The sequence below is a fragment of the Sulfurimonas sp. genome (assembly GCF_029027405.1).
In the GTDB taxonomy this organism is placed as follows: Bacteria; Campylobacterota; Campylobacteria; order Campylobacterales; family Sulfurimonadaceae; genus Sulfurimonas.
Window position 1 is genome coordinate 1,528,817 of sequence record NZ_CP093396.1, and the last position, 20,611, is coordinate 1,549,427.

Here is a 20,611-nt window from a genome sequence, read left to right on the forward strand (position 1 = left end):
TTTTTTGTTACCTATTGAAACGAAAGATATAGATTATTTTATTTTGTTATATTAAGTTGTCATTAATGACAACTTAACTATATTTAGCTGTAAAAACCACTTGAGTATAAAGTGTCAATAAGCTCTTTTACACTTCCAATAGATTTGGCAAATTTTCTGTCCTGATCATCATTTAGGTTCGCCTCAATGACTTTTTCAACGCCACGAGCTCCAATCATAACAGGTACCCCTGTTACAACTTGTTCATATCCATATTCTCCATCAAGCATTACTGCACATGGATATATCTGTTTCATATCAGTAAGAACAGCTTCCACCATAAGAGCTGTTGACTTAGCAGGAGCATAGTAAGCGCTTCCATCTTTAAGTAGTCCAACTATTTCTGCTCCGCCTTTTCTAGTTTTTTCAACAATCTCATTTATCTCATCCCAAGTTAAAAGATCAGTTAGAGGAACACCTGCTACAGTAGAAAATCTAGGAAGAGGAACCATATCATCGCCATGACCACCCATCACAGAACATCTTATTTGCCCTGCTCCATAACCAAGTTTTTCATAAACAAAGTGAGCCATTCTAGCACTATCTAAAATACCTGCCATTCCAAGAACCCTGCTTCTATCCCAACCTGTTTCTTTAAGTGCTACATATACCATTGCATCTAAGGGATTGGTAACTGGGATAATAACTGCATTTGGAGAAGAAACTTTTATAACACTCATTACTTCTCTCATGATAGTAGCATTTTTAATTAATAAATCATCTCTACTCATACCTGGAAGTCTAGGACTTCCAGCTGTAATAACTACTACATCACAATCTTTTACATCTTCTAATGTTTCAGCCACTGTAATAACAGTATGTTTTCTAGCAGCTTGAGCAGCTTGAGATAGGTCCAAAGCCTTACCTCGTGCTTTATCCACTTCAATAGCTCTTATTATTACTTCATGACAAGAACCACTCATAGCTAAAGAATAAGCAACTGATGAACCAACATTACCGACACCGACTATTCCTACTCTTTTTCCTCTCATGGTACCTCCTTTTAATTTTAGTATACCCTTAAAGCTATATTGAATCTATAATAGAATTTAATATAGCTGATGGACGCATTGAAGCTTCAGCTTTGGCGACATCTGGATTAAAATATCCACCAATATCTTGAGCTTTACCTTCAACTGATTGTAATTCAGCAAGAATTTTAGTTTCATTTTCTTTTAGTGCTTTGGCAATAGGAGCAAACTTTGTAGCAAGTGCGGAATCGTCTGTTTGATTTGCTAAAGCATCTGCCCAATATTGAGCAATAAAAAAGTGAGAAGCTTTATTATCATTTTCACCACATTTTCTAGATGGTGCGTTATTATTATCTAAGTAACTATTGTTTGCCTCGTCAAGAGCGGCAGTAACTACACTAAGATCTTTAGAATCATTTTTTTGTGATATAAAGCGTAAAGATTCAGCTAAAGCTAAAAACTCACCTAAAGAATCCCATCTAAGATGTCCTTCTTTTAAAAACTGTTCAACATGTTTAGGTGCTGATCCACCTGCACCCGTTTCAAAAAGCCCACCACCATTGATAAGAGGAACTACAGAAAGCATTTTTGCTGATGTTCCAAGCTCTAAAATTGGGAAAAGGTCAGTTAAATAATCACGAAGTACATTTCCAGAAACAGAAATAGTGTTCTCACTTTTTCTAATTCTAGCTAGTGAGTAAGTCATAGCTTTTGCAGGTGTCATTATTGGAAGATCTAATCCAGAAGTATCATGATCTTTTAAATACTCATTTACTTTTTTAATCATATTAGCATCATGGGCTCTATTTTCATCTAACCAAAATACAGCAGGAACACCTTCAATCCTAGCTCTTTCAACAGCAAGTCTTACCCAATCTCTAATAGGAATATCTTTAGATCTAGACATTCTCCAAATATCACCTTTTTCAACATCAAAACTCATAAGTTCTGAGCCATCTCTATCTAAAACCTTAACAGTTCCAGCTTCTGAGATTTCAAAAGTTGTAGGGTGAGAACCGTACTCTTCAGCTTTTTGTGCCATAAGTCCAACATTTGAAACTGAACCCATTGTTGTAACATCATACTGACCGTTTGCAACACAATCTTCAATACATACTTTGTACATAGTTGCGTAGCATCTATCTGGAACTACTGCAACACACTCAGCAAGCTTATCATCACTATTCCACATTTGACCGCCATCCCTTACAACAACAGGAAGAGAAGCATCTATAATCACATCGTTAGAAGCATGTAAGTTTGTAATACCCTTAGAAGAATCAACCATAGCAATAGATGGTTGAGTAGGATAAACATCCATTATTGCTTGCTCAATTTGAGCTTTTTTATCAGCAGGTAAACTATCTAGTTTTTTATATAAATCACCAAGACCTAGGTTAGAGTTGTATCCAACACTATCTAAATCAGCACCAAATTTAGCAAATACATCTTTGAAGAATACTTCAACTGCATGACCAAACATGATAGGATCAGAAACTTTCATCATTGTAGCTTTTAGGTGTAGTGACCAAAGGACACCTTCCTCTTTTGCTTCGGTAATTGTTTTTTGTAAAAAATCTCTTAAAGCAGAAACGCTCATAAATGTAGCATCTAAGATTTCTTTATCTTGAATATCAGTTAATTCTTTTAATAAGTTACCATTCAATTCGATTCTTACACTTCCAGCACCAGATTTTACAATTGATTGCTCATTACCATAAAAATCTCCACTTTCCATGTGAGCCACAGAAGCTTTAGAGTTTTTTGAAAATGCTTTTAATCTATGAGGATTTTTCTTTGCGAAGTTTTTAACTGCAACAGCAGCTCTTCTATCTGAGTTTCCTTCACGAAGAACTGGGTTTACTGCTGAACCTAAACAAGTAGAGTAAGTAGCTTGAATACTTTTTTCTTCACCTGTTTGAGGAGATTCAGGATAATTTGGAATATCATAACCTTGTCCCTGAAGTTCTGTAATACATGCTATAAGTTGAGGAATAGATGCAGAGATATTTGGAAGCTTGATAATGTTTCCATCAGGTTGAAGTACTATTTCTCCTAACTTAGATAGTTCATCTTCAATTTTTTGAGCATCTGTTAAGTTTTGAGGGAACTTAGATAAAACTCTACCTGCTAATGAAATATTTTTAGTTTCTACTTCAACTCCTGCTGCTTGAGTAAAAGCATTTACAATCGGCAATAATGAATAAGTTGCTAAAGCTGGAGCTTCATCAATTTTCGTCCAAATAATTTTTGACATTTTCTATCCTTAGGTTTAATATTTTTTATAACAGAATAATACCACTAAGATAAATAATATTTGATTAAGGAGATTAAAAAGATTTCATTATTTTTTTATAGTGTTTCGTTTTGTAACATGCTTTATATTGCGTAAATGGGTAGAATAGTTACATGAGAAATCATGTCCTCCACTCTTTGATTTCATAAAATAAAGATAGTTTGTTTTGGCTGGAAATACAGCAGCTCTAATTGCATCGAAGCTAACATTACATACAGGAACCTTTGGAATACCCCTATTTTTGTATGTATTATAAATACTATTGTCTTCTCTAATTCTTTTTGAAGTTATTTTTATATGAGAATATTTACCATAATTTAGAGTTCCATCCATTTGTAATCTCATACCTTTTTTAATTCTGTTATAAATCACAGAACTAACAAGGGGCATCTCTTTTATATTTGCAGATTCTTTTTGTATGATAGATGCTATTGATACAAAATGAAACCATTTTTTTTCATTATATGTACCAAACAATTTTATAGATAGCTCTTTCATCTGCTTATGTGAGTTATATAAAAATATTTTTATTAATTCCTTCTCTGAAATACCTATTGGTAATTTATATGTGTTTGGAACTAAGGCACCCTCTTTTTGTGAACATTGCTTTGAATATTCTTTTTGTAATGTTTGAAAATCTAAATTTAATTTATGTGAGATTTGCTTTAGAAAAATATAAGTTGTTTCTCCGGGGATTAGTGTTATGTTTTGAAGAGCTGCTTTTGCATGAGATATCTTATATAAAAAGTCACCTCTTAAAATTGAATTTTCTCCTATCTCAATCCATCCACTCTGTGGAGAACCAATGATTCTTAAAAGCAAAGAATCTAATTTTGAAACATTGTAATTTCTGCTCTTAAGTTGTGTTATAATCTGATTAATAGACCCTTGAGAAATATAAACAACTTTTTGGGTTTGAACAGGCTGATTTAGGTAGTACATGAACGATAAAGTAATTATTAATACAATTTCAAAAATCCACTTTATTATTGTTAGCGCTTTATTATTCATTTTTCTCACACTTTCTATTTTATTTATACTACTACAAAATGGTCTTTACATTCAAAAAATTTCACTACCAAATATTCATATTAACAAATTATACATAAAATGGAATGAAAAACTAAGTATTAGCATTCAAAATATTAAAATAATTAAAGATTCAAATAAAAATAAAATAGATATTGCTGAAGCAGATAAATTATTTAAGGCGCTTTTTCTTTTTGACAATTGGTTTGAAAAAATAGAGATAAATAAAATACACTTTAACGAAATAGAAGCTTCATTTAAATACCTAGATGGACAAGATGGCTTTTTGTATGCATCATCCAAGTATTTTTCTTTAAAAAGTTCACTTTTTTTTGAATCTGGTTTCTTCAACGCAAAAATAAATGAATTTAAAGACCTTCAAAGAAATATAAATATAAATGGAAATATAATCTTTAAGGGGCATGACAACAGTGAGTTGATTTCATATTTAAATGTAAACATTAATGAAGATATAAAACTTAAAGTCTATGCCTTAGCCAACAAAAAACAACTTTTTTATAAAGTAACTTCCGAAAAAGGTATTAAAAATATCACACATGTAGTAAATATGTTAAGTATTCCAAATGAGGTACAGTACTGGGTGCGCGATGCAATAAAGATGTCAAGAGTAGAAATTCAATATGCCCATGGTTGGATAAACTACAACAATATAGAAGGTGCTCTAAATAACCTACAAGTAAGGGCTGATATTCATGACCTAGAGTATACTTACAACACTTCTCTTGAGCCTGTTTTATCAAAAAAAACAGAATTAGAATTTAAAAACTCTATCCTTTTTATAAGACCAAAAAAGACATATCAATACAACTTTCACCTAAACAAGAGTTGGCTTAAAATAGATTTTTCAAAGAAAGAAGAACTTTTAACTATTCACCTACTTTTTAACGCGAAAGTAAACAAGGACCTCTTGCACCTTTTAAATACTTATAAAATCAACCTGCCCTTTTTACAAAATAAAGGTAGTGTCGATACGGACTTAAAAATTGAAGTAGGATTAAGAAATATTGATGTTACAGCAAAAGGAAGTTTCTATACAAAAAAAGCAAATTTTCATTATTTGGGACTAGACATAGATATATTTAATGCACATATTTTTTTAGATAACTATGATATTAAAATTAGAAAAATGTACTCTAAATACAAAGATATAGCAACAGCAAATGTCGATGTTAATTTTAATGCTAGTAAAAAAGAAGGATATATAGACTTCGATGTTTTAGATGTGAATTTTAAAGATATAGATTTAAAACTGAAAAAAACAAAGACACCGCTAAAGATACTCTATAAAATATCAAAAAAACAAGACACAATAAATGTAAAAAAATCAAAATGGTTGTACAAAGGTAAAACAATAGAGTTAGATAAAACCACTCTTCTTTTTAATATAGATACTCTTGTTGCTCATATACCAACAACATACATAAAGGTGGGAAGTTTAGCAACTGCGTACACTTCTGGTACCTTTTCGCTTAATCCAATTAAAATTAATCTAAATATTGATTTATTAAGTTTTATCCTATCTGATATAAAGATGGATCAATCAAGTGCTTCACTAAAAATACAATATGACAAAAAGGTTAATATTGAAATTAAAGAAACCATTAGGTTCGATGCTAATAGTCTTAACTACCTACTTCGAGATACCAAAATAGAAATAAATGATAAAAAATTTAAAATTATAGATGCTTCATTGCAAATAGATGAATTTGCAAGCACTCGCTTTGATGCTAAGTTTTCTTTTAAAGATGAAAATGGTGTTATTAATTTAAAAAATTTAAAATTTAAAAATAAAGATTTAGGAGAAATTTTTTCTTCTAAAGAGGCTATAAGATTAGATTTTACATCTAATAAAAAGAAAACTAAAATTACTTCAAAAAAACTTGATATGTATTTTATTCTTAAAGAAAATAGATGGAAGTTGAAATTCAATTCTATTGATAATTTTGCAATTAAATCAAAACTTTTAAAGGATTACAATATAAGTAATGGAAACTTTTCTCTTAGTAAAAGAAGCAATCAAAAAAATATACAATTTTCAGCTATAACAAACTATCCCTATAAACTTCTTGTTTTAAATAATAATCCTATACAAAACTATATAATAAAAGGTGAAATTGATGACAAGACAAAAAATATTATTCTTAATATTAATAAAACAATAGATATAGTTGTAAGTAAAGATATTCAAGTCAAAGCTAAGAATATTGGAATTAATATAAATGAAGTTTTAAGATATTTTAATGACAGAGAATCAGGTTCTAAAAAAGGTAAGAATATTATCTTTAATGCGCAAAACTCTTATATTTATATTTCAAAAGATAGGCATGCTATTTCTGATGATATAGAGTTACAATATTTTAATAATGTTGTAAATGCTCAGTTAAAATATAAAGATGCAAATGCCGGCTTTGAACTTAAGAATAAAAAGTTTTATTTTTTTGGAGAAAACTTTAATGATAAATTTATGGAAAACTTGTTTGCTCTGTCAAAATTCAAAGATGGAACACTCTCGTTTTCTATGGCTGGCTCAACACAAGAATACGATGGTCTTCTGCACATAAAAAAAACCACAGTAATTGATTATAAAATTTTAAATAATATACTTGCTTTTATAAATACAATTCCATCTCTTGTGACTTTTTCACTTCCTGGATATAGCAAAAAAGGCTTAGAAGTAAAAAGTGCTTATATGCATTTTTATTCTAAAAACGGTGATATAGATATAAAAAATATTTCTCTTAATTCTAAGGAGATGAATATCGTTGGTAAAGGTAGTGCAAATATTAAAAATGACACCATAGATTTAAATTTAAATTTAAAAACAGACCTAGGTAGTAATCTTGCAAAAATTCCGATTGTTGGTTTTATACTTTTGGATAAAGATACGATATCTACCTCGATGAATATTAGTGGGAAACTAAGTGACCCTGATATAAAAAGTTTAATCGTCCAAGATATTATTATTGCCCCATTTAATATTTTATGGAGAACACTTATGCTTCCATTTCATCTATTTGAGAGCAAAGATGATAATAAAAACAACTAGCTTATTCATTTCTTAATACAGTTAAGATATCGACTTCACTTGCTTTTTTTGCTGGATAAAATGAAGAAGCAATTACAATAACAAATGCACCGCTTACAATAAGGAAAAAATCTTTTATACTTAAGTCTAAAGGTAAGGTAGTTGTTGGATAAACATCTTTTGGTAAAGAAACAATATCAAAATTACTCAAAATCCATAAACCTCCCATACCAAATATTACACCTGAAAATATTCCTGTTATACCTATTGCAATGCCAAGGTATAAAAATACTTTTTTAATCTCTCCTGTCGTTGCACCAAGTGATAAAAGAAGAGCAATTTCACTTCGTCTATTCATAACTGTCATTAGTAATGAAGAAATTATATTTATAGATGCTATAAGGATAATAAGCATTAATACTATAAATAATGAGGCTTTTTCCAACTCTAATGCCGCAAAAAAATTAACATTATCCTCCCACCATCCTTTTACAGTAACATTAATTGGCAATATTTTTTTTATTTTTAAAATATCATCATGAGGATTTTCTGAAAAAATATGAATTCCATCATATTGATTTGATGGAATGTGTAGCATTGTCTGCATAGATGCTAGAGTAGTATAGCTATATGCCTTATCATACGCACTAAGCCCAGAATCAAAAATACCTTTTACTTTGAATCTTTTTATTTTTGGTGTTATAGACAAGCCTCCTGGTTCAACATTTGTAAAGATATACATTAGTCTATCATCTATAAAAACATTAAACTCTTCTTTTAAGCTTTTACCAATCAATACATCAAATTTCGAATATTTACTATTTTTTATAGCTTTTGCTAAGATACTATTTACTTTAATTTCATCTTCAAAATTCACACCGAAGATGTATCCACCTTCTAAATTTCTTCCACTTCTTGCCATTACAGCTGACTGAACATAGGGGCTAAATTTTAAATTTGGAAACTTTGACTCTAAGTCAATTAGGAGATTTTCATTTACTGCGCCATAAAATTTTGGAATAATTGTAAGTGGATAGTTCATAATAGTTAGTTTTTTCTTAAATTCTTTATCAAAACCATTCATCAAAGCCATAGCAATTAAAAGTACCATTACGCCGAGAGTAATACCTAAAAATGCTAGTAAGGCTGATAGAAATATAAAAGGTTGATCCTTGTCAAATCGTAAGAAACGCTTGACAAGATATTGTACTATTGATTTATTCAAGAAGCAAAGGCACCTTTTTTTGGTCCGCTTTTACCGCAACATTGCTTATATTTTTTTCCACTTCCACAAGGACAAGGTTCATTTCTTGATATTTTTTTAACGCTGATTTTTTCATTGTCTTTTGATTTATGGTTAAGTTCTCTTGCGGCTTCATCAAGTTTTCTTTGTAGTTCTAACTGCTGAGCAACCTCGGCTGCTTCATCTTCTGGTGCTTCCATTCTAAACTGAATAATTTGAAGAGTTTTAATAGTGTTGAATTTAATATCTTTTATAAGTTCAGTAAAAAGATTATAACTCTCTTTTTTATACTCAACAAGAGGGTCTTTTTGATTGTATGCACGAAGTCTAATGCCTGTTTTCATAGTATCCATAGAGTATAGATGCTCTCTCCACGCATTATCTAACTCTTTTAAATACAATTCTCTTGCTATTTCATGCTGTATATCTTCTTCTAAAACACTCATTTTATCATTGTATGATTTTTTAATTTCAGTTGTAATTTTTTCTTGAAGTTCTTCAAAATCTAAAGATTCATAATCTTGTAAAATTAGATCAAGATTTATCTCTTCTTTTACAACTTCAAGTAGCTTCTTAAGGTTAAAGTCTTCTCTTGCTCCACCATCAAAAATATCACAGTTATTTAAAATATTGTCAACATACTCAACTCTAACTTCATCAATCTTCTCAATTATATCAAAGTCCGAATCTAAAAGCTGATTTCTAAATTTATATACGATTTTTCTTTGTTCATTTGCAACATCATCGTATTCAACAATCTGCTTTCTACCCTCATAGTGCATATTTTCAACTTTTTTCTGAGCTTTTTCAACCGCACGAGTAACCATTTTAGACTCTATAAACTCTCCATCTTCAACGCCTAATCTTTCCATAATAGATTTTATCTTATCGCTTCCAAAAATACGAAGTAAGTTGTCTTCTAGTGATAGATAAAATTGGGTAGTTCCGGCATCGCCTTGTCTACCACTACGACCACGAAGTTGGTTGTCAATACGGCGATTTTCATGCCGTTCAGTACCTACTATGTATAAACCACCAAGTTCTGTTACTTCAGCATTTACTTTGATATCAACACCACGACCTGCCATATTAGTTGCAATAGTTACAGCACCTTTAACACCAGCATTTTTAATGATTTCACCCTCTTGTTCGTGGTTTTTAGCATTTAAAACAGTATGAGCAATTTTTTCTTTCTTTAATACATCGTGTAAATCTTCAGATTTTTCTATAGATGCAGTACCTATTAATATTGGTTGACCTGTTTTAGATAATTTTTTAATTGTTTCTATAACAGCAGTAAATTTTTCTTCTTCTGTTTTATAAATTAAATCATTTAAATCTGCTCTTGTGATTGGTATATTTGTAGGTATAGAAACAACATCAAGTGAGTATATTTGAGTAAACTCAGTAGCTTCTGTTTCTGCTGTTCCAGTCATACCAGCTAGTTTATCATACATTCTAAAGTAGTTTTGAAATGTAATATCTGCTAGAGTTTGAGTTTCTTCTTTAATCTCAACTTTTTCTTTTGCTTCTAGTGCTTGATGAAGTCCTTCACTAAAACGACGACCTTCACTAAGTCTTCCTGTAAATTCATCAACAATGACAACTTCACCGCTATTAACTACATAATCAACATCTTTTTCAAACAAGTAGTTTGCTTTAAGTGCTTGATCAAGAGCATGGGGCAAAGATGAGTTTTCAACACTATAAAGATTTTCAACCCCAAAAAGTTCTTCTGCTTTAGTAATTCCATCTTCTGTAATAAGAACTACCTTGTCTTTTTCATCAACCGTAAAATGCTCATCTTTTGTTAGCTTTAGAGCTATGCCATTAGCATCTGCATAGTCTTGCATCGTTCTATTTGTTGGTCCAGAAATAATAAGTGGTGTTCTTGCCTCATCAATTAAAATACTATCAACTTCATCAACAATTACAAAATTATGATTTCTTTGAGCCATCTGATCCGCTGAATAGCTCATATTATCTCTCAAATAATCAAATCCAAACTCGTTATTTGTTCCATATGTTATGTCACACTTATATGCTTGTATTTTTTCTTCTGGAGTTGCATTACTTTCAAGAACAGTACCAACAGTAAAACCTAAATAATTATACAAAACACCCATTTCTGTAGCATCTCTAGATGCTAAGTAATCATTTACGGTGACTAGATGAACACCTTTTGAGCTAAGTGCATTTAAAACAATAGCCAATGTCGCAACAAGTGTTTTACCCTCACCTGTTTTCATCTCAGCTATTCTACCTTCATGTAAAACCATGCCACCGATCAACTGAACATCAAAGTGTCTCATCTCTAAAACTCTCTTACTTACTTCTCTAGTAATAGCAAAAGAATCCTCAAGTACATCATTTAAAGTTTTCTCTTTATTTTTAACAGCATCTCTTATCTCATCAAATGCTTTTTTTAATTCATCATCACTTAAAGCCTCATATTGAGCTTCTAGTGCATTTATTTTTTTAACTCTTGTTGAATATTTTTTCAATTCTCGATCATTTGAAGTACCAAAAATCTTACCCATTAATGCTTGTAGCATTCGCTTACCTTAATATAGGCAACTATATAATATACTATATAGTTGCCACTGAAATTGCCCTCATTCTAGCATAGTAATAATTACAGTTTGCATAAATTTGATATAATTTCTAAAACAAGGAATTTTATGAAATATATTTTAACTCTACTTCTATCTTCAACACTAAGTTTTGCCTCTATTGATACACTAAAATCATTCAAGGCAAACTTCACACAAACCATAACAGATGAAAAGAACAAGTCTTTAGTTTATAGAGGACAAATCATAGCTTCAAAGCCACAAAATGCTCTTTGGAACTACAAAAAACCAATAAAAAAAAATGTATATATAAACAGCTTTAGAGTTGTTGTTGTAGAACCAGAGATAGAACAGGTTATTATAAGAAATATAAAATCTGATTTTGATTTTTTTAAAATACTCAAGAGTGCCAAACAAATCAATAAAAATACTTATGAAGCAAAATATAGAGAATCAAAATTTACAATTATTATAGAAAAAGAGATTATTAAATCAATTTCATATATTGATGAGTTTGAAAATAATGTAAAAATAATTTTTAGTAATCAGGAACAAAATAAAAAGATTAATAATGAGATATTTATTCCAAAGTACCCTTTAGAATTTGATGTTATAAGAGATTAAAAAAAAGGGCTTTGCCCTTTTTTTATTTAATCATTGCAGATAGTTCGTCTTTACTAACTTTGTTAAAGTTAAGATATTTATAAATCTCATCAGTCATTTCTGGTTTGATTTTATTTTCAACCATTGAAAGATACTCAGATGCTGAAGGTAATGCACCTTTAAGAGCTACAACAGCTGCAAGTTCAGCAGAACCAAGATAAACTTGAGAACCTTTACCTAATCTGTTATCAAAGTTTCTTGTTGAAGTTGAGAATACATAAGCATTAACAGCAACCGAAGCTTGATTACCCATACATAAAGAACAACCAGGAATCTCAGTTCTAGCTCCAGCCATACCAAATACAGAGTAATAACCCTCTTCTTGAAGAGTTTTCTCATCCATCTTAGTTGGAGGACAAATCCAAAGCTTGTTTGCAACTGCACCCTCACCTTTAAGAATCTCACCAGCAGCTCTAAAAAGACCAATATTTGTCATACATGAACCAACAAATACTTCATCAATTTTTGTGTGCATGCCCTGCGCATGAATTTCACTTAACGACTTAACATCATCTGGATCATTTGGACAAGCTAAAAGAGGCTCAGTGATCTTATCCATATCTATTTCGATTATAGCTGCATACTCTGCATCTTTATCAGCTTTTAAAAGTTCAGGATTAGCAATCCATGCTTTCATTTTATCAGCTCTTCTTTGTAGAGTTGCTGCATCTTGATAACCTTGAGCAATTAACTCTTCAATTAGCACTATGTTTGACTCTAAATACTCAATAATTGGTTCTTTATTAAGACTAACAGCACATGCTGCTGCTGAACGCTCCGCTGAAGCATCTGAAAGCTCAAAAGCTTGTTCAACTTTTAAATCTGGAAGACCTTCAATCTCTAAAACACGACCAGCAAAAATATTTTTCTTACCCGCTTTAGCAACAGTTAATAAACCATCTTTAATAGCTTGGTAAGGAATAGCATTAACCATATCACGAAGAGTGATACCTGGTTGCAAACTACCTTTAAATCTAACAAGTACAGATTCTGGCATAGTAAGAGGCATCATACCTGTAACACCTGCAAATGCGACAAGACCTGAACCAGCTGGAAAAGAGATACCAATTGGGAAACGAGTATGTGAATCTCCACCTGTACCTACAGTATCTGGCATACAAAGTCTATTTAACCAAGAGTGAATTACTCCATCACCTGGACGAAGAATAAAACCTTTTCTTTCAGTCCAAAATTTTGGAAGAGTATGTTGAAGATTGATGTCTGCTGGTTTTGGATAAGCAGCAGTATGACAAAATGACTGCATAACCATATCTGCGCCAAAATTCAGAGCAGCAAGTTCTTTTACTTCATCTCTTGTCATTGGACCTGTTGTATCTTGAGAACCAACAGTTGTCGCAATTGGCTCACAGTAAACATTTGGTTTAATACCTTCAACACCACAAGCACGACCAACCATTTTTTGTGCTAGTGTATAACCTTTACCATTATCTGCAGGTTGTGAAGGAGTCATAAATAAATCTCCTACATCTAAGCCTAATGCTTCTCTAGCTTTTGCGGTTAAACCTTTTCCAATAATAAGCGGAATACGACCACCAGCTCTCATTTCATCTGGAAGAGTATTTGGAGAGATTTCATAAGTAGAAACTACTTTTCCATCTTTTTCAATTGTACCATCAAATGGTTTAACTGTGATAACATCACCCGTATTTAGTTCTGAAGTTGGTGCTTGAATAGGGATACATCCTGAATCTTCTGCTGTATTAAAGAAAATTGGAGCAATAATATCACCAATAACGATACCACCTGTTCTTTTATTTGGAATACCTTTAATATCAACACCCATATGCCATTGAACAGAGTTAATGCCAGATTTGCGAGAAGAACCGGTACCCACAACATCACCAACATATGCTAATGGGTGACCTTTTTCTTTTAGTTTTTCCATAGTTTCTAATGGATTTTCCATTCTGCTTACTAGAAATGCTTTTGCATGAACAGGAATATCTGCCCTCGTAAAAGCTTCAGATGCAGGAGATAAATCATCAGTATTTGTTTCACCTGGAATCTTATATACTGTTACAGTGATTTCTTTAGACATTGCAGGCTTATTAGTAAACCATTCACCGTTTGCCCAAGACTCAATAATTTCTTTAGCTCTAGCGTTACCTGTGTCCATTAATGTTTTCACATCATTAAACACATCATATACTAAGATTGTATTTTTAAGTTGCTCTGCTGCAGCATCTGCAACATCAGAATCAAGCTTAAGTGCTTCAACCAATGGAGTTACATTAAAACCACCAAGCATTAAACCTAAGATTTCACATGCTTTCACAGCATTTATAGCGTCACAAGGAGCTTTTCCTTGGACTACATCATTTAAAAATGCAGCCTTTACATAAGCAGCATCATCAACACCAGCTGGAATTTTATTTTCAAATATATCCATTAAATAATCTTCCTCCACAATTGGTGAAGTTTTCAATAATTCAACAAGTTCTGCTGTCTGCTCAGCAGTTAAAGCTAATGGTGGAACACCCTCTGCCCCTCTCTGTGCTGTATGTGTTTTATAGTCTTCAATAAACGCCATAATAATCCTTATGTTTAAATTTATAGAGGGATTATAGCCAAATTATGAGAGTAGGAATAATTAGTGTTACTTATAGTAGCTTTACTTTTAAATATGTTAAGAATAGTAACATAAAATTAAATTAAATTAAATTAAATATTTTTAAATATTTTTAAATATTTTATAAAATTTCTCGAACACCTTTTGCGTTTGTAGTAGACAAGATACCTTCGCCCTCAAGTTGCTCTATAATTCTTGCTGAACGATTGTAGCCTATTTGTAATTTTCGTTGCAGGTAGGAAATAGATGTTTTTCTATCTGTAAGTATCACATGTTTTGCTTCATTGTATAAGGAATCTAACTCTTCGTATGATTCACTTTTAAATTCACTTGTTTCAAGAGTATCTTCCAACAGAAAGCTTTTATCATAGCTAGGTTCTCTTTGTGACTTAATAAACTCAACTATATCTTCTATCTCTTTTTCTGTACTCCATGGAGCATGAAGACGCACTAAACCAGTTGAGCCAGGTGGAGTAAAAAGCATATCCCCTCGTCCCAATAATGACTCAGCACCCATCTGGTCTAAAATGATTTTAGAATCAACTTTTTGCCCTACTCTATACGATATTCTAGATGGTAAGTTTGCTTTTATAAGTCCAGTTACAACATCAACAGATGGTCTTTGAGTAGCAACTACCAAATGAATTCCAGATGCTCTTGCCATTTGAGCAAGTCTTGCTATTGAATGTTCAACTTCTTTACCGCTTGTCATCATTAAATCTGCTAACTCATCTATTATAACAACAATATATGGAAATGATTCTCCACCTTCCTTTTTTGCTTTTTCGTTGTAGTTTTCTATATTTTTAGTTCTTGTCTCAGCCATCATTTCGTAGCGTCTTTCCATCTCACTAACCATATTATTTAAAGCTACTATTGCTTGTTTTGGTTTTGTTATCACAGGAGTAAGAAGATGTGGAATATCATTATAAATAGAAAACTCAAGCATCTTAGGGTCAATCATTAAAAGTCTAAGTTGATCAGGCGAATTTTTGTATAGAAGTGATAAAATCATTGCATTAATACCAACACTTTTACCACTTCCTGTTGTACCAGCAATTAGAAGATGTGGAAGCTTTTTAAGGTCTGTTACAAAAGGTTTTCCAACAATATCTTTTCCAAGTGCGATTGTAAGTGGTGAAGATGAGTCTTTAAAAAGTTTAGAATCAAGCAAATCTCTCAAATAAATAGTATCTACACTATCATTTGGTATTTCAATACCCACAACATCCTTTCCAGGTATAGGTGCCTGAATACGAATTGTTTCAGCTGATAAAGCCATCGCTAAATCATCTTGCAAATTTAATATTTTACTAACTTTTACATTTGCTGCCGGTTTAAACTCAAAAGTAGATACAACAGGTCCAGCATAAGTTCTAACAACATCTCCATCTATCTTAAAATGAGCTAATTTTTCTATTAAATAGCGTATCTTATCATCTAGCTCACTTTCATCAATATTATGTTTTGTAATATCTGCTTTTTGCAAAAAATCGACAGACGGAAGAGTAAAGTTTTTTGGTTTTTCAACTTTACCTTTTTCAATACTTTCTAATAATTTAGTATTTTCTTCTAGCTCATCTACAATTAAAGCATTTTTTTGCTCTTTTACTTTTAGTGCAATATCTAAAATAGTATTTGTATGTTTTTCTTTAGAAACCTTTTTAACTTCCATCACTTGCTCTTTTTCTTGAGCTTGAATAAGTTTTTTATTCTCATTTTGTCGCAAATAAGCTGGTTCATCATACTCGCTGCTTGTGTTGTTCTCTTCTATAATATTATCAATTGACTTTTCTTTTTTTACTTTTACTTTTAATATTGAAGCGAGTTCTTTCATACTTTTATTTGCAAGTAGAAGCACTGAAACAGATGTAATAATAAACCAAAAAATCCAAAGTCCTAAAAGACCTATATATGGAGATAAAAAGTCGGTAAAATCCGCACCTATTTTTCCTCTAAACTCATTTTGAACAAGCATTGATTGTGCTAAAAGAAAAGAAAATAGTATTAAAAAAGAGGCAATTCCAAGCTCAAATTTACGAATATTAAACGAAGGATTTTTGTATAAAAAATATAACGGTAACAAAAATAAAAGTAAATAGACAAAAGAAACATATCCAAAATACAAATGGTTATATGTTGAAAAAGCAACACCATAACTTCCTATAAGACCACTATGTCCGAATATAGTGGCAAAACTTAAATAGATTATGATTCCAAATGTAGCAATAAATATGGTTTCTTTCAAATTACCTTCGCCTTTAAAATATAGATAGTTGTTTAATAAATTGAAGTATAGCCAAAAATTCTACAAATAATTAACTAAACTAAGTTTTGATACTTTTCCAACTGTTAACAGCATAGCTTCATAATTTATAGTTAGTTTTTTTAATGTAAGCGCGGCTTCTGCCGCATCTGTATCTAAAACTTGCGAACGCAAAGTCTGTGTGCTTATTTTTATAAGTTTTGTTCTTCCAAGAGATGATTTAAGTGCATTCGATTGTGATCCAACCATAGCGTGAGATCTGCTAATATGATTTTGTAAATCATCAATCATAGTAAGTGCATTCTCTATTCCTGCATTCCTTGGACTGCCATCAGAAGCATCTGGATATACTTTATGATCTTCTACAGCTGTAATCATCTTATTTAGTTGCTTGAAAAAATCTGTTTTAGGGTCGCGAATAGTTAAAGCATTGTTTGAGTTAAAAGATCCAACAGATGCTGCACCAGAAAAATCATCACTATTTGAATCATAAAGAGATAATTTTGCTTCTGTACTTGTTGAACCTAACTCTTTAAAATTAATTTTTCCATCACTACTTAAAAATGTACCTCCTTTTGCATTAGCATCTTTAACTGCTGCATCATATTGAGCTGCTGTACCAGCTGGAGAAGCTGTTGGAAGAGTATTTGTAACTACCATATTTACAACATCCATTAATTGTTTATAGGTTAAGTCTCCTGCTGGAGTTCCAGTTCTAACACTTGCCACATTAAATATATCATAAGTATTTCCACCAACACTAAAAGTTGAACCAGCATCTGAAAGGTTGATATCTACATCATAGTTTGAACCATTAATATCAACACCCGTGAGCTTTAAAACTTTTCCATCTAAGCCACTTGCATAAGTTCCATCAGTATTATATGTAATACCAGAAAAAACTTCATGTAATTTTGTTGAATCACTAGCAAAAGCATTTGTATCTTTAAGTATTTGAGATACATTTGAAGATAATCTAGAACCATCTTTACTAAATTGTGTTCTGTCATGAAGCAAACCTTCAATATTTGTTGCCGCTGGGTTCGAGCCAGTGCTAGCAGATGTGAAACCTGACTTAATAAATTCTTTTACATATAAGCCTGGGATACCACCAGTACTCAGAGTATTCATAATATTTTTAAAACTAGCTTCACCAGAATCTAAATCATCTATATCTGTAATATTTGCGGCATCTGCGCCAGTTGTATCAAAGTCAACCGCCCCAACCATATGAAAGTCAAGCTTACTAGAACCTTTAATTTTATCTTCTACAACAATTTGACCAGAAGAATTTAGTGACACATTAACAACCTTTAAATTTGCAGTATTTCCATATGCCTGACCTATTCTGCTTAACAACTCATCAACTGTATCTGTATCTTTCATGGATATTTTGCTTTTAAAAGAAGTGCCGTTACTAGTTGTTCCTCTTAAATAAAAATGATGCTTATTCGTTATAGAGTCTATGTTATCATCTGTATCTCCCATAAAATCACGAATAGTATCCTTGCTAGCCAGTGGCGAAGAAATAGTTTCATTGTCAGTTCCTGTCGCAAAATCATACTTTTTAGATACATTACTTTGCTCTACATTCGTTGTTATCTTTCTTTTGGTTAATACTTCTTCCCCAAAAAACAACTGATCTCCAGATATATTATATTGTTGCTGAGAGCCTGAACCTAAAAATGACTTTAATGAGCCATTATTTCCATGATATTTTCCATCAGACGATATTGGCTTAATGTCAACAGCTGTCCCTGAAAATAAATACTGTCCATTTATTGATGTATTAGATAGATTTTTAAAATGCTCTTCAATTACTCTTAACTCATTAGCAATAGCATCTAACGATGCATCACTATGTGTACCATTGGCTGCATTAACCAAAAGAGTCCTCATTCTAGTCATAGTTTTAGTAAACTCATTTAAAATAACATCTGTTTGATTTGAAATCTTATGTCCACTCTGAGTACTATTTATAATTTGTTCTAAACCAAAGAGCTCATTATCTAGCATCATCGTTTCTGCAAATATTCTTACATCACCTTTTGCATACTGAATTTTGAATCCAGATGCTATCTGCTTGTTTACATCAAAAAGTTTATTACTCAATTTTGAGTTGTTTGTTTCATATATATTTTTGTCATACATACCCGATGTTATTCGCATAATGCACCTCCATTTGTATAAAACCTTAATATTGCTTTATTTAAGCAAAAAAAGTTCCATTACAGTATATCGCCAAAATGTTATTTACTTTTAAGTAAAAAGTCGATTTAAAGTAAAATTTTTTAGGCTGAAAAGTGCTTGAAACTACTGTATAGTAATGGTTAAAAAGGTTTTATTTACAATGAGCTGTAAAAAAATGCAAAAATCTGTCCACACTGTACATCAAAAAAGACTAAAAAAAATGGTGAATTAGGTGGAATTCAGAGATATAAATGCTCAAGTTGTAATAGTTATTTTTCATCAAAAAGACGACCAGATAAATTACAAGAAATTATTTTTAAAAAGTATATTTATAAGAGACAAACACTAAGTGATTTAGCAGAGGAATATAAGAAAAGTTCTCGATGGATTCAGAAGCAAATATTTGAATATGAACCAAATATAAAATATCATAAACCTAGAGCGATAGTTCTTATCTGTGATGCTACTTTTTATGGCAAACGCAAAGATAAACTTGGAACGCTAGTTTTTAAAGATGACATTACCAAAGAGATACTTTTATCCAAACATATTCAAAGTGAACTATCAGCTGACTATAAACTATTACTCAATCAACTTTTAGAGCTTGGCTATACAGTTCTATCAGTCACAATAGATGGCAAAAGAGGCTTACAAAAGGTTTTTAAAGACTTTCCACTACAAATGTGTCACTTCCATCAGGCAAAGACTGTGAGAAGATATATAACTAAAAGACCAAGACTACAAGCTGGAAAAGATTTGAAGAAAATCATGTATCGACTCACTCAAACTAATGAAAAAAAATTTACTAAAAAGCTTGATGAATGGTATGAAACATATAAAAATTTTATAGAAGAAAAAAGTATCAATAATGATACTGGTAAATCATATTACACTCATCAAAAAGTTAGAGCTGCATATAGAAGTTTAAGAGCTAATCTTTCATATCTTTTTACAAGAAATAAATATAAAAATTTCAAGATTCCAAACACAACAAATACTCTCGATGGTGGAACTTTTTCTCCATTGAAAATACTCATTAAAATCCACAGAGGATTAAGCAAAAGCTTGAAGTTAAAAATGGTTGATGATTATTTATTAAACTATAAGAAAAAATAATTATTCAGCCTAAAAAAATTTACTTTAAATCATAATTTTCCATTCTAATTGGATTAAAATATAGAGGTGCAGAGCAAGAAGATAAAACTGCGTCTTGAATTTTTCTATCTTTATCACGTTTAAATTCACTTATGTAATATGATTTTATTACATGAACGTCTCCATTGGATATATCAGTTGTCGGAATTAAGAGCCTTGTTTTAATTGAAGAATCTGACAATGTTTTATTTTGAAATTTTTCTTCTAATAGTTTTTTTAAATGATCACTTCTATAACGACTTTTAAACAATCCCATAAACCCTAGTTTACGAAAGTTAAATATTTGGGAGCCTTCATTTTTATATAAATCTATAGCTTCACTTAATGGAATATCTAGTGCAAGTGCAGACGCAAGTATTGAACCTGTACTTGTACCAGCTATTAAATCAAAATGCTCATGAATTTTGATTTTAAATTTATCTTCTATTTCTTTTAAAATTAAAGCAGAATAGATTCCTCTTATCCCTCCCCCGTCAATAGATAAAATTCAAAAACTAAGACTCAAGATTTTCTCCTTGATCCTCTTGTTGAATTTTTTAGTGCATAAGTC

Annotated in this window: 12 protein-coding genes; 3 read left to right on the plus strand and 9 right to left on the minus strand. The window is 31.2% G+C overall.

The features are described 5' to 3' along the window. Window positions 1–83 precede the first annotated feature (83 nt). From MOV42_RS07260 to mltG, 3 genes are all read right to left on the minus strand, one after another. Entirely contained in the window at window positions 84–1,031 is a 948-nt protein-coding gene (locus tag MOV42_RS07260) for a malate dehydrogenase (RefSeq protein WP_324170530.1), read from the minus strand. 34 nt (window positions 1,032–1,065) lie between these two features. After that, the gene (locus MOV42_RS07265; protein ID WP_324170531.1) at window positions 1,066–3,267 is read right to left on the minus strand and encodes an NADP-dependent isocitrate dehydrogenase; all 2,202 of its coding nucleotides are present in this window, start codon (window positions 3,265–3,267) and stop codon (window positions 1,066–1,068) included. Between the two features lie 87 nt (window positions 3,268–3,354). Continuing rightward, window positions 3,355–4,317 (minus strand): endolytic transglycosylase MltG, encoded by a 963-nt coding sequence (gene mltG, locus MOV42_RS07270; RefSeq protein ID WP_324170532.1) that lies wholly within the window; start codon window positions 4,315–4,317, stop codon window positions 3,355–3,357. Between mltG and MOV42_RS07275 the strand changes: the two genes are divergently transcribed. Continuing rightward, the gene (locus MOV42_RS07275; protein ID WP_324170533.1) at window positions 4,247–7,402 is read left to right on the plus strand and encodes an AsmA-like C-terminal domain-containing protein; all 3,156 of its coding nucleotides are present in this window, start codon (window positions 4,247–4,249) and stop codon (window positions 7,400–7,402) included. The two genes, mltG and MOV42_RS07275, sit on opposite strands and share 71 nt — an antisense overlap. A 1-nt stretch (window position 7,403) precedes the next feature. Here the strand turns inward: MOV42_RS07275 and MOV42_RS07280 are convergent, their stop codons facing one another. Then, on the minus strand, window positions 7,404–8,606 hold the full coding sequence (locus MOV42_RS07280; protein ID WP_324170534.1) for an ABC transporter permease: 1,203 nt from the start codon (window positions 8,604–8,606) through the stop codon (window positions 7,404–7,406). Next, window positions 8,603–11,179, minus strand: coding sequence for a preprotein translocase subunit SecA (secA, locus tag MOV42_RS07285; protein ID WP_324170535.1), 2,577 nt, complete (start codon window positions 11,177–11,179; stop codon window positions 8,603–8,605). Before secA ends, MOV42_RS07280 begins: the two co-directional genes overlap by 4 nt. A 126-nt stretch (window positions 11,180–11,305) precedes the next feature. Between secA and lolA the strand changes: the two genes are divergently transcribed. Then, entirely contained in the window at window positions 11,306–11,821 is a 516-nt protein-coding gene (lolA, locus tag MOV42_RS07290) for a LolA-like outer membrane lipoprotein chaperone (RefSeq protein WP_324170536.1), read from the plus strand. A gap of 22 nt (window positions 11,822–11,843) precedes the next feature. Here the strand turns inward: lolA and acnB are convergent, their stop codons facing one another. The 3 genes from acnB to MOV42_RS07305 form a co-directional block, all read right to left on the minus strand. Then, a complete protein-coding gene (gene acnB / locus MOV42_RS07295; RefSeq protein ID WP_324170537.1) occupies window positions 11,844–14,411 on the minus strand; it encodes a bifunctional aconitate hydratase 2/2-methylisocitrate dehydratase in 2,568 nt (855 codons plus the stop codon). 160 nt (window positions 14,412–14,571) lie between these two features. Next, window positions 14,572–16,698 (minus strand): DNA translocase FtsK, encoded by a 2,127-nt coding sequence (locus MOV42_RS07300; protein WP_324170538.1) that lies wholly within the window; start codon window positions 16,696–16,698, stop codon window positions 14,572–14,574. A 60-nt stretch (window positions 16,699–16,758) separates the two neighbouring features. Further along, window positions 16,759–18,885: a flagellar biosynthesis protein FlgL gene (locus tag MOV42_RS07305; RefSeq protein WP_324170539.1), complete on the minus strand. Its 2,127-nt coding sequence runs from the start codon at window positions 18,883–18,885 to the stop codon at window positions 16,759–16,761. Between the two features lie 204 nt (window positions 18,886–19,089). Between MOV42_RS07305 and MOV42_RS14005 the strand changes: the two genes are divergently transcribed. Next, the gene (locus tag MOV42_RS14005; RefSeq protein ID WP_416385452.1) at window positions 19,090–20,022 is read left to right on the plus strand and encodes an IS256 family transposase, variant Zn-binding type; all 933 of its coding nucleotides are present in this window, start codon (window positions 19,090–19,092) and stop codon (window positions 20,020–20,022) included. Window positions 20,023–20,041: 19 nt separating this feature from the next. Here the strand turns inward: MOV42_RS14005 and MOV42_RS07315 are convergent, their stop codons facing one another. Further along, the gene (locus tag MOV42_RS07315) at window positions 20,042–20,548 is read right to left on the minus strand and encodes a patatin-like phospholipase family protein (RefSeq protein WP_324173007.1); all 507 of its coding nucleotides are present in this window, start codon (window positions 20,546–20,548) and stop codon (window positions 20,042–20,044) included. Window positions 20,549–20,611: the final 63 nt, after the last annotated feature.

What these genes read in the sequence shown, in the direction of transcription:
- acnB (WP_324170537.1), bottom strand. Translation starts at nt 14,411, where the DNA reads ATGGCGTTTATTGAAGACTATAAAACACATACAGCACAGAGAGGGGCA.
- MOV42_RS07265 (WP_324170531.1), bottom strand. Translation starts at nt 3,267, where the DNA reads ATGTCAAAAATTATTTGGACGAAAATTGATGAAGCTCCAGCTTTAGCA.
- MOV42_RS07260 (WP_324170530.1), bottom strand. Translation starts at nt 1,031, where the DNA reads ATGAGAGGAAAAAGAGTAGGAATAGTCGGTGTCGGTAATGTTGGTTCA.
- mltG (WP_324170532.1), bottom strand. Translation starts at nt 4,317, where the DNA reads ATGAATAATAAAGCGCTAACAATAATAAAGTGGATTTTTGAAATTGTA.
- MOV42_RS07305 (WP_324170539.1), bottom strand. Translation starts at nt 18,885, where the DNA reads ATGCGAATAACATCGGGTATGTATGACAAAAATATATATGAAACAAAC.
- secA (WP_324170535.1), bottom strand. Translation starts at nt 11,179, where the DNA reads ATGCTACAAGCATTAATGGGTAAGATTTTTGGTACTTCAAATGATCGA.
- lolA (WP_324170536.1), top strand. Translation starts at nt 11,306, where the DNA reads ATGAAATATATTTTAACTCTACTTCTATCTTCAACACTAAGTTTTGCC.
- MOV42_RS07275 (WP_324170533.1), top strand. Translation starts at nt 4,247, where the DNA reads ATGAACGATAAAGTAATTATTAATACAATTTCAAAAATCCACTTTATT.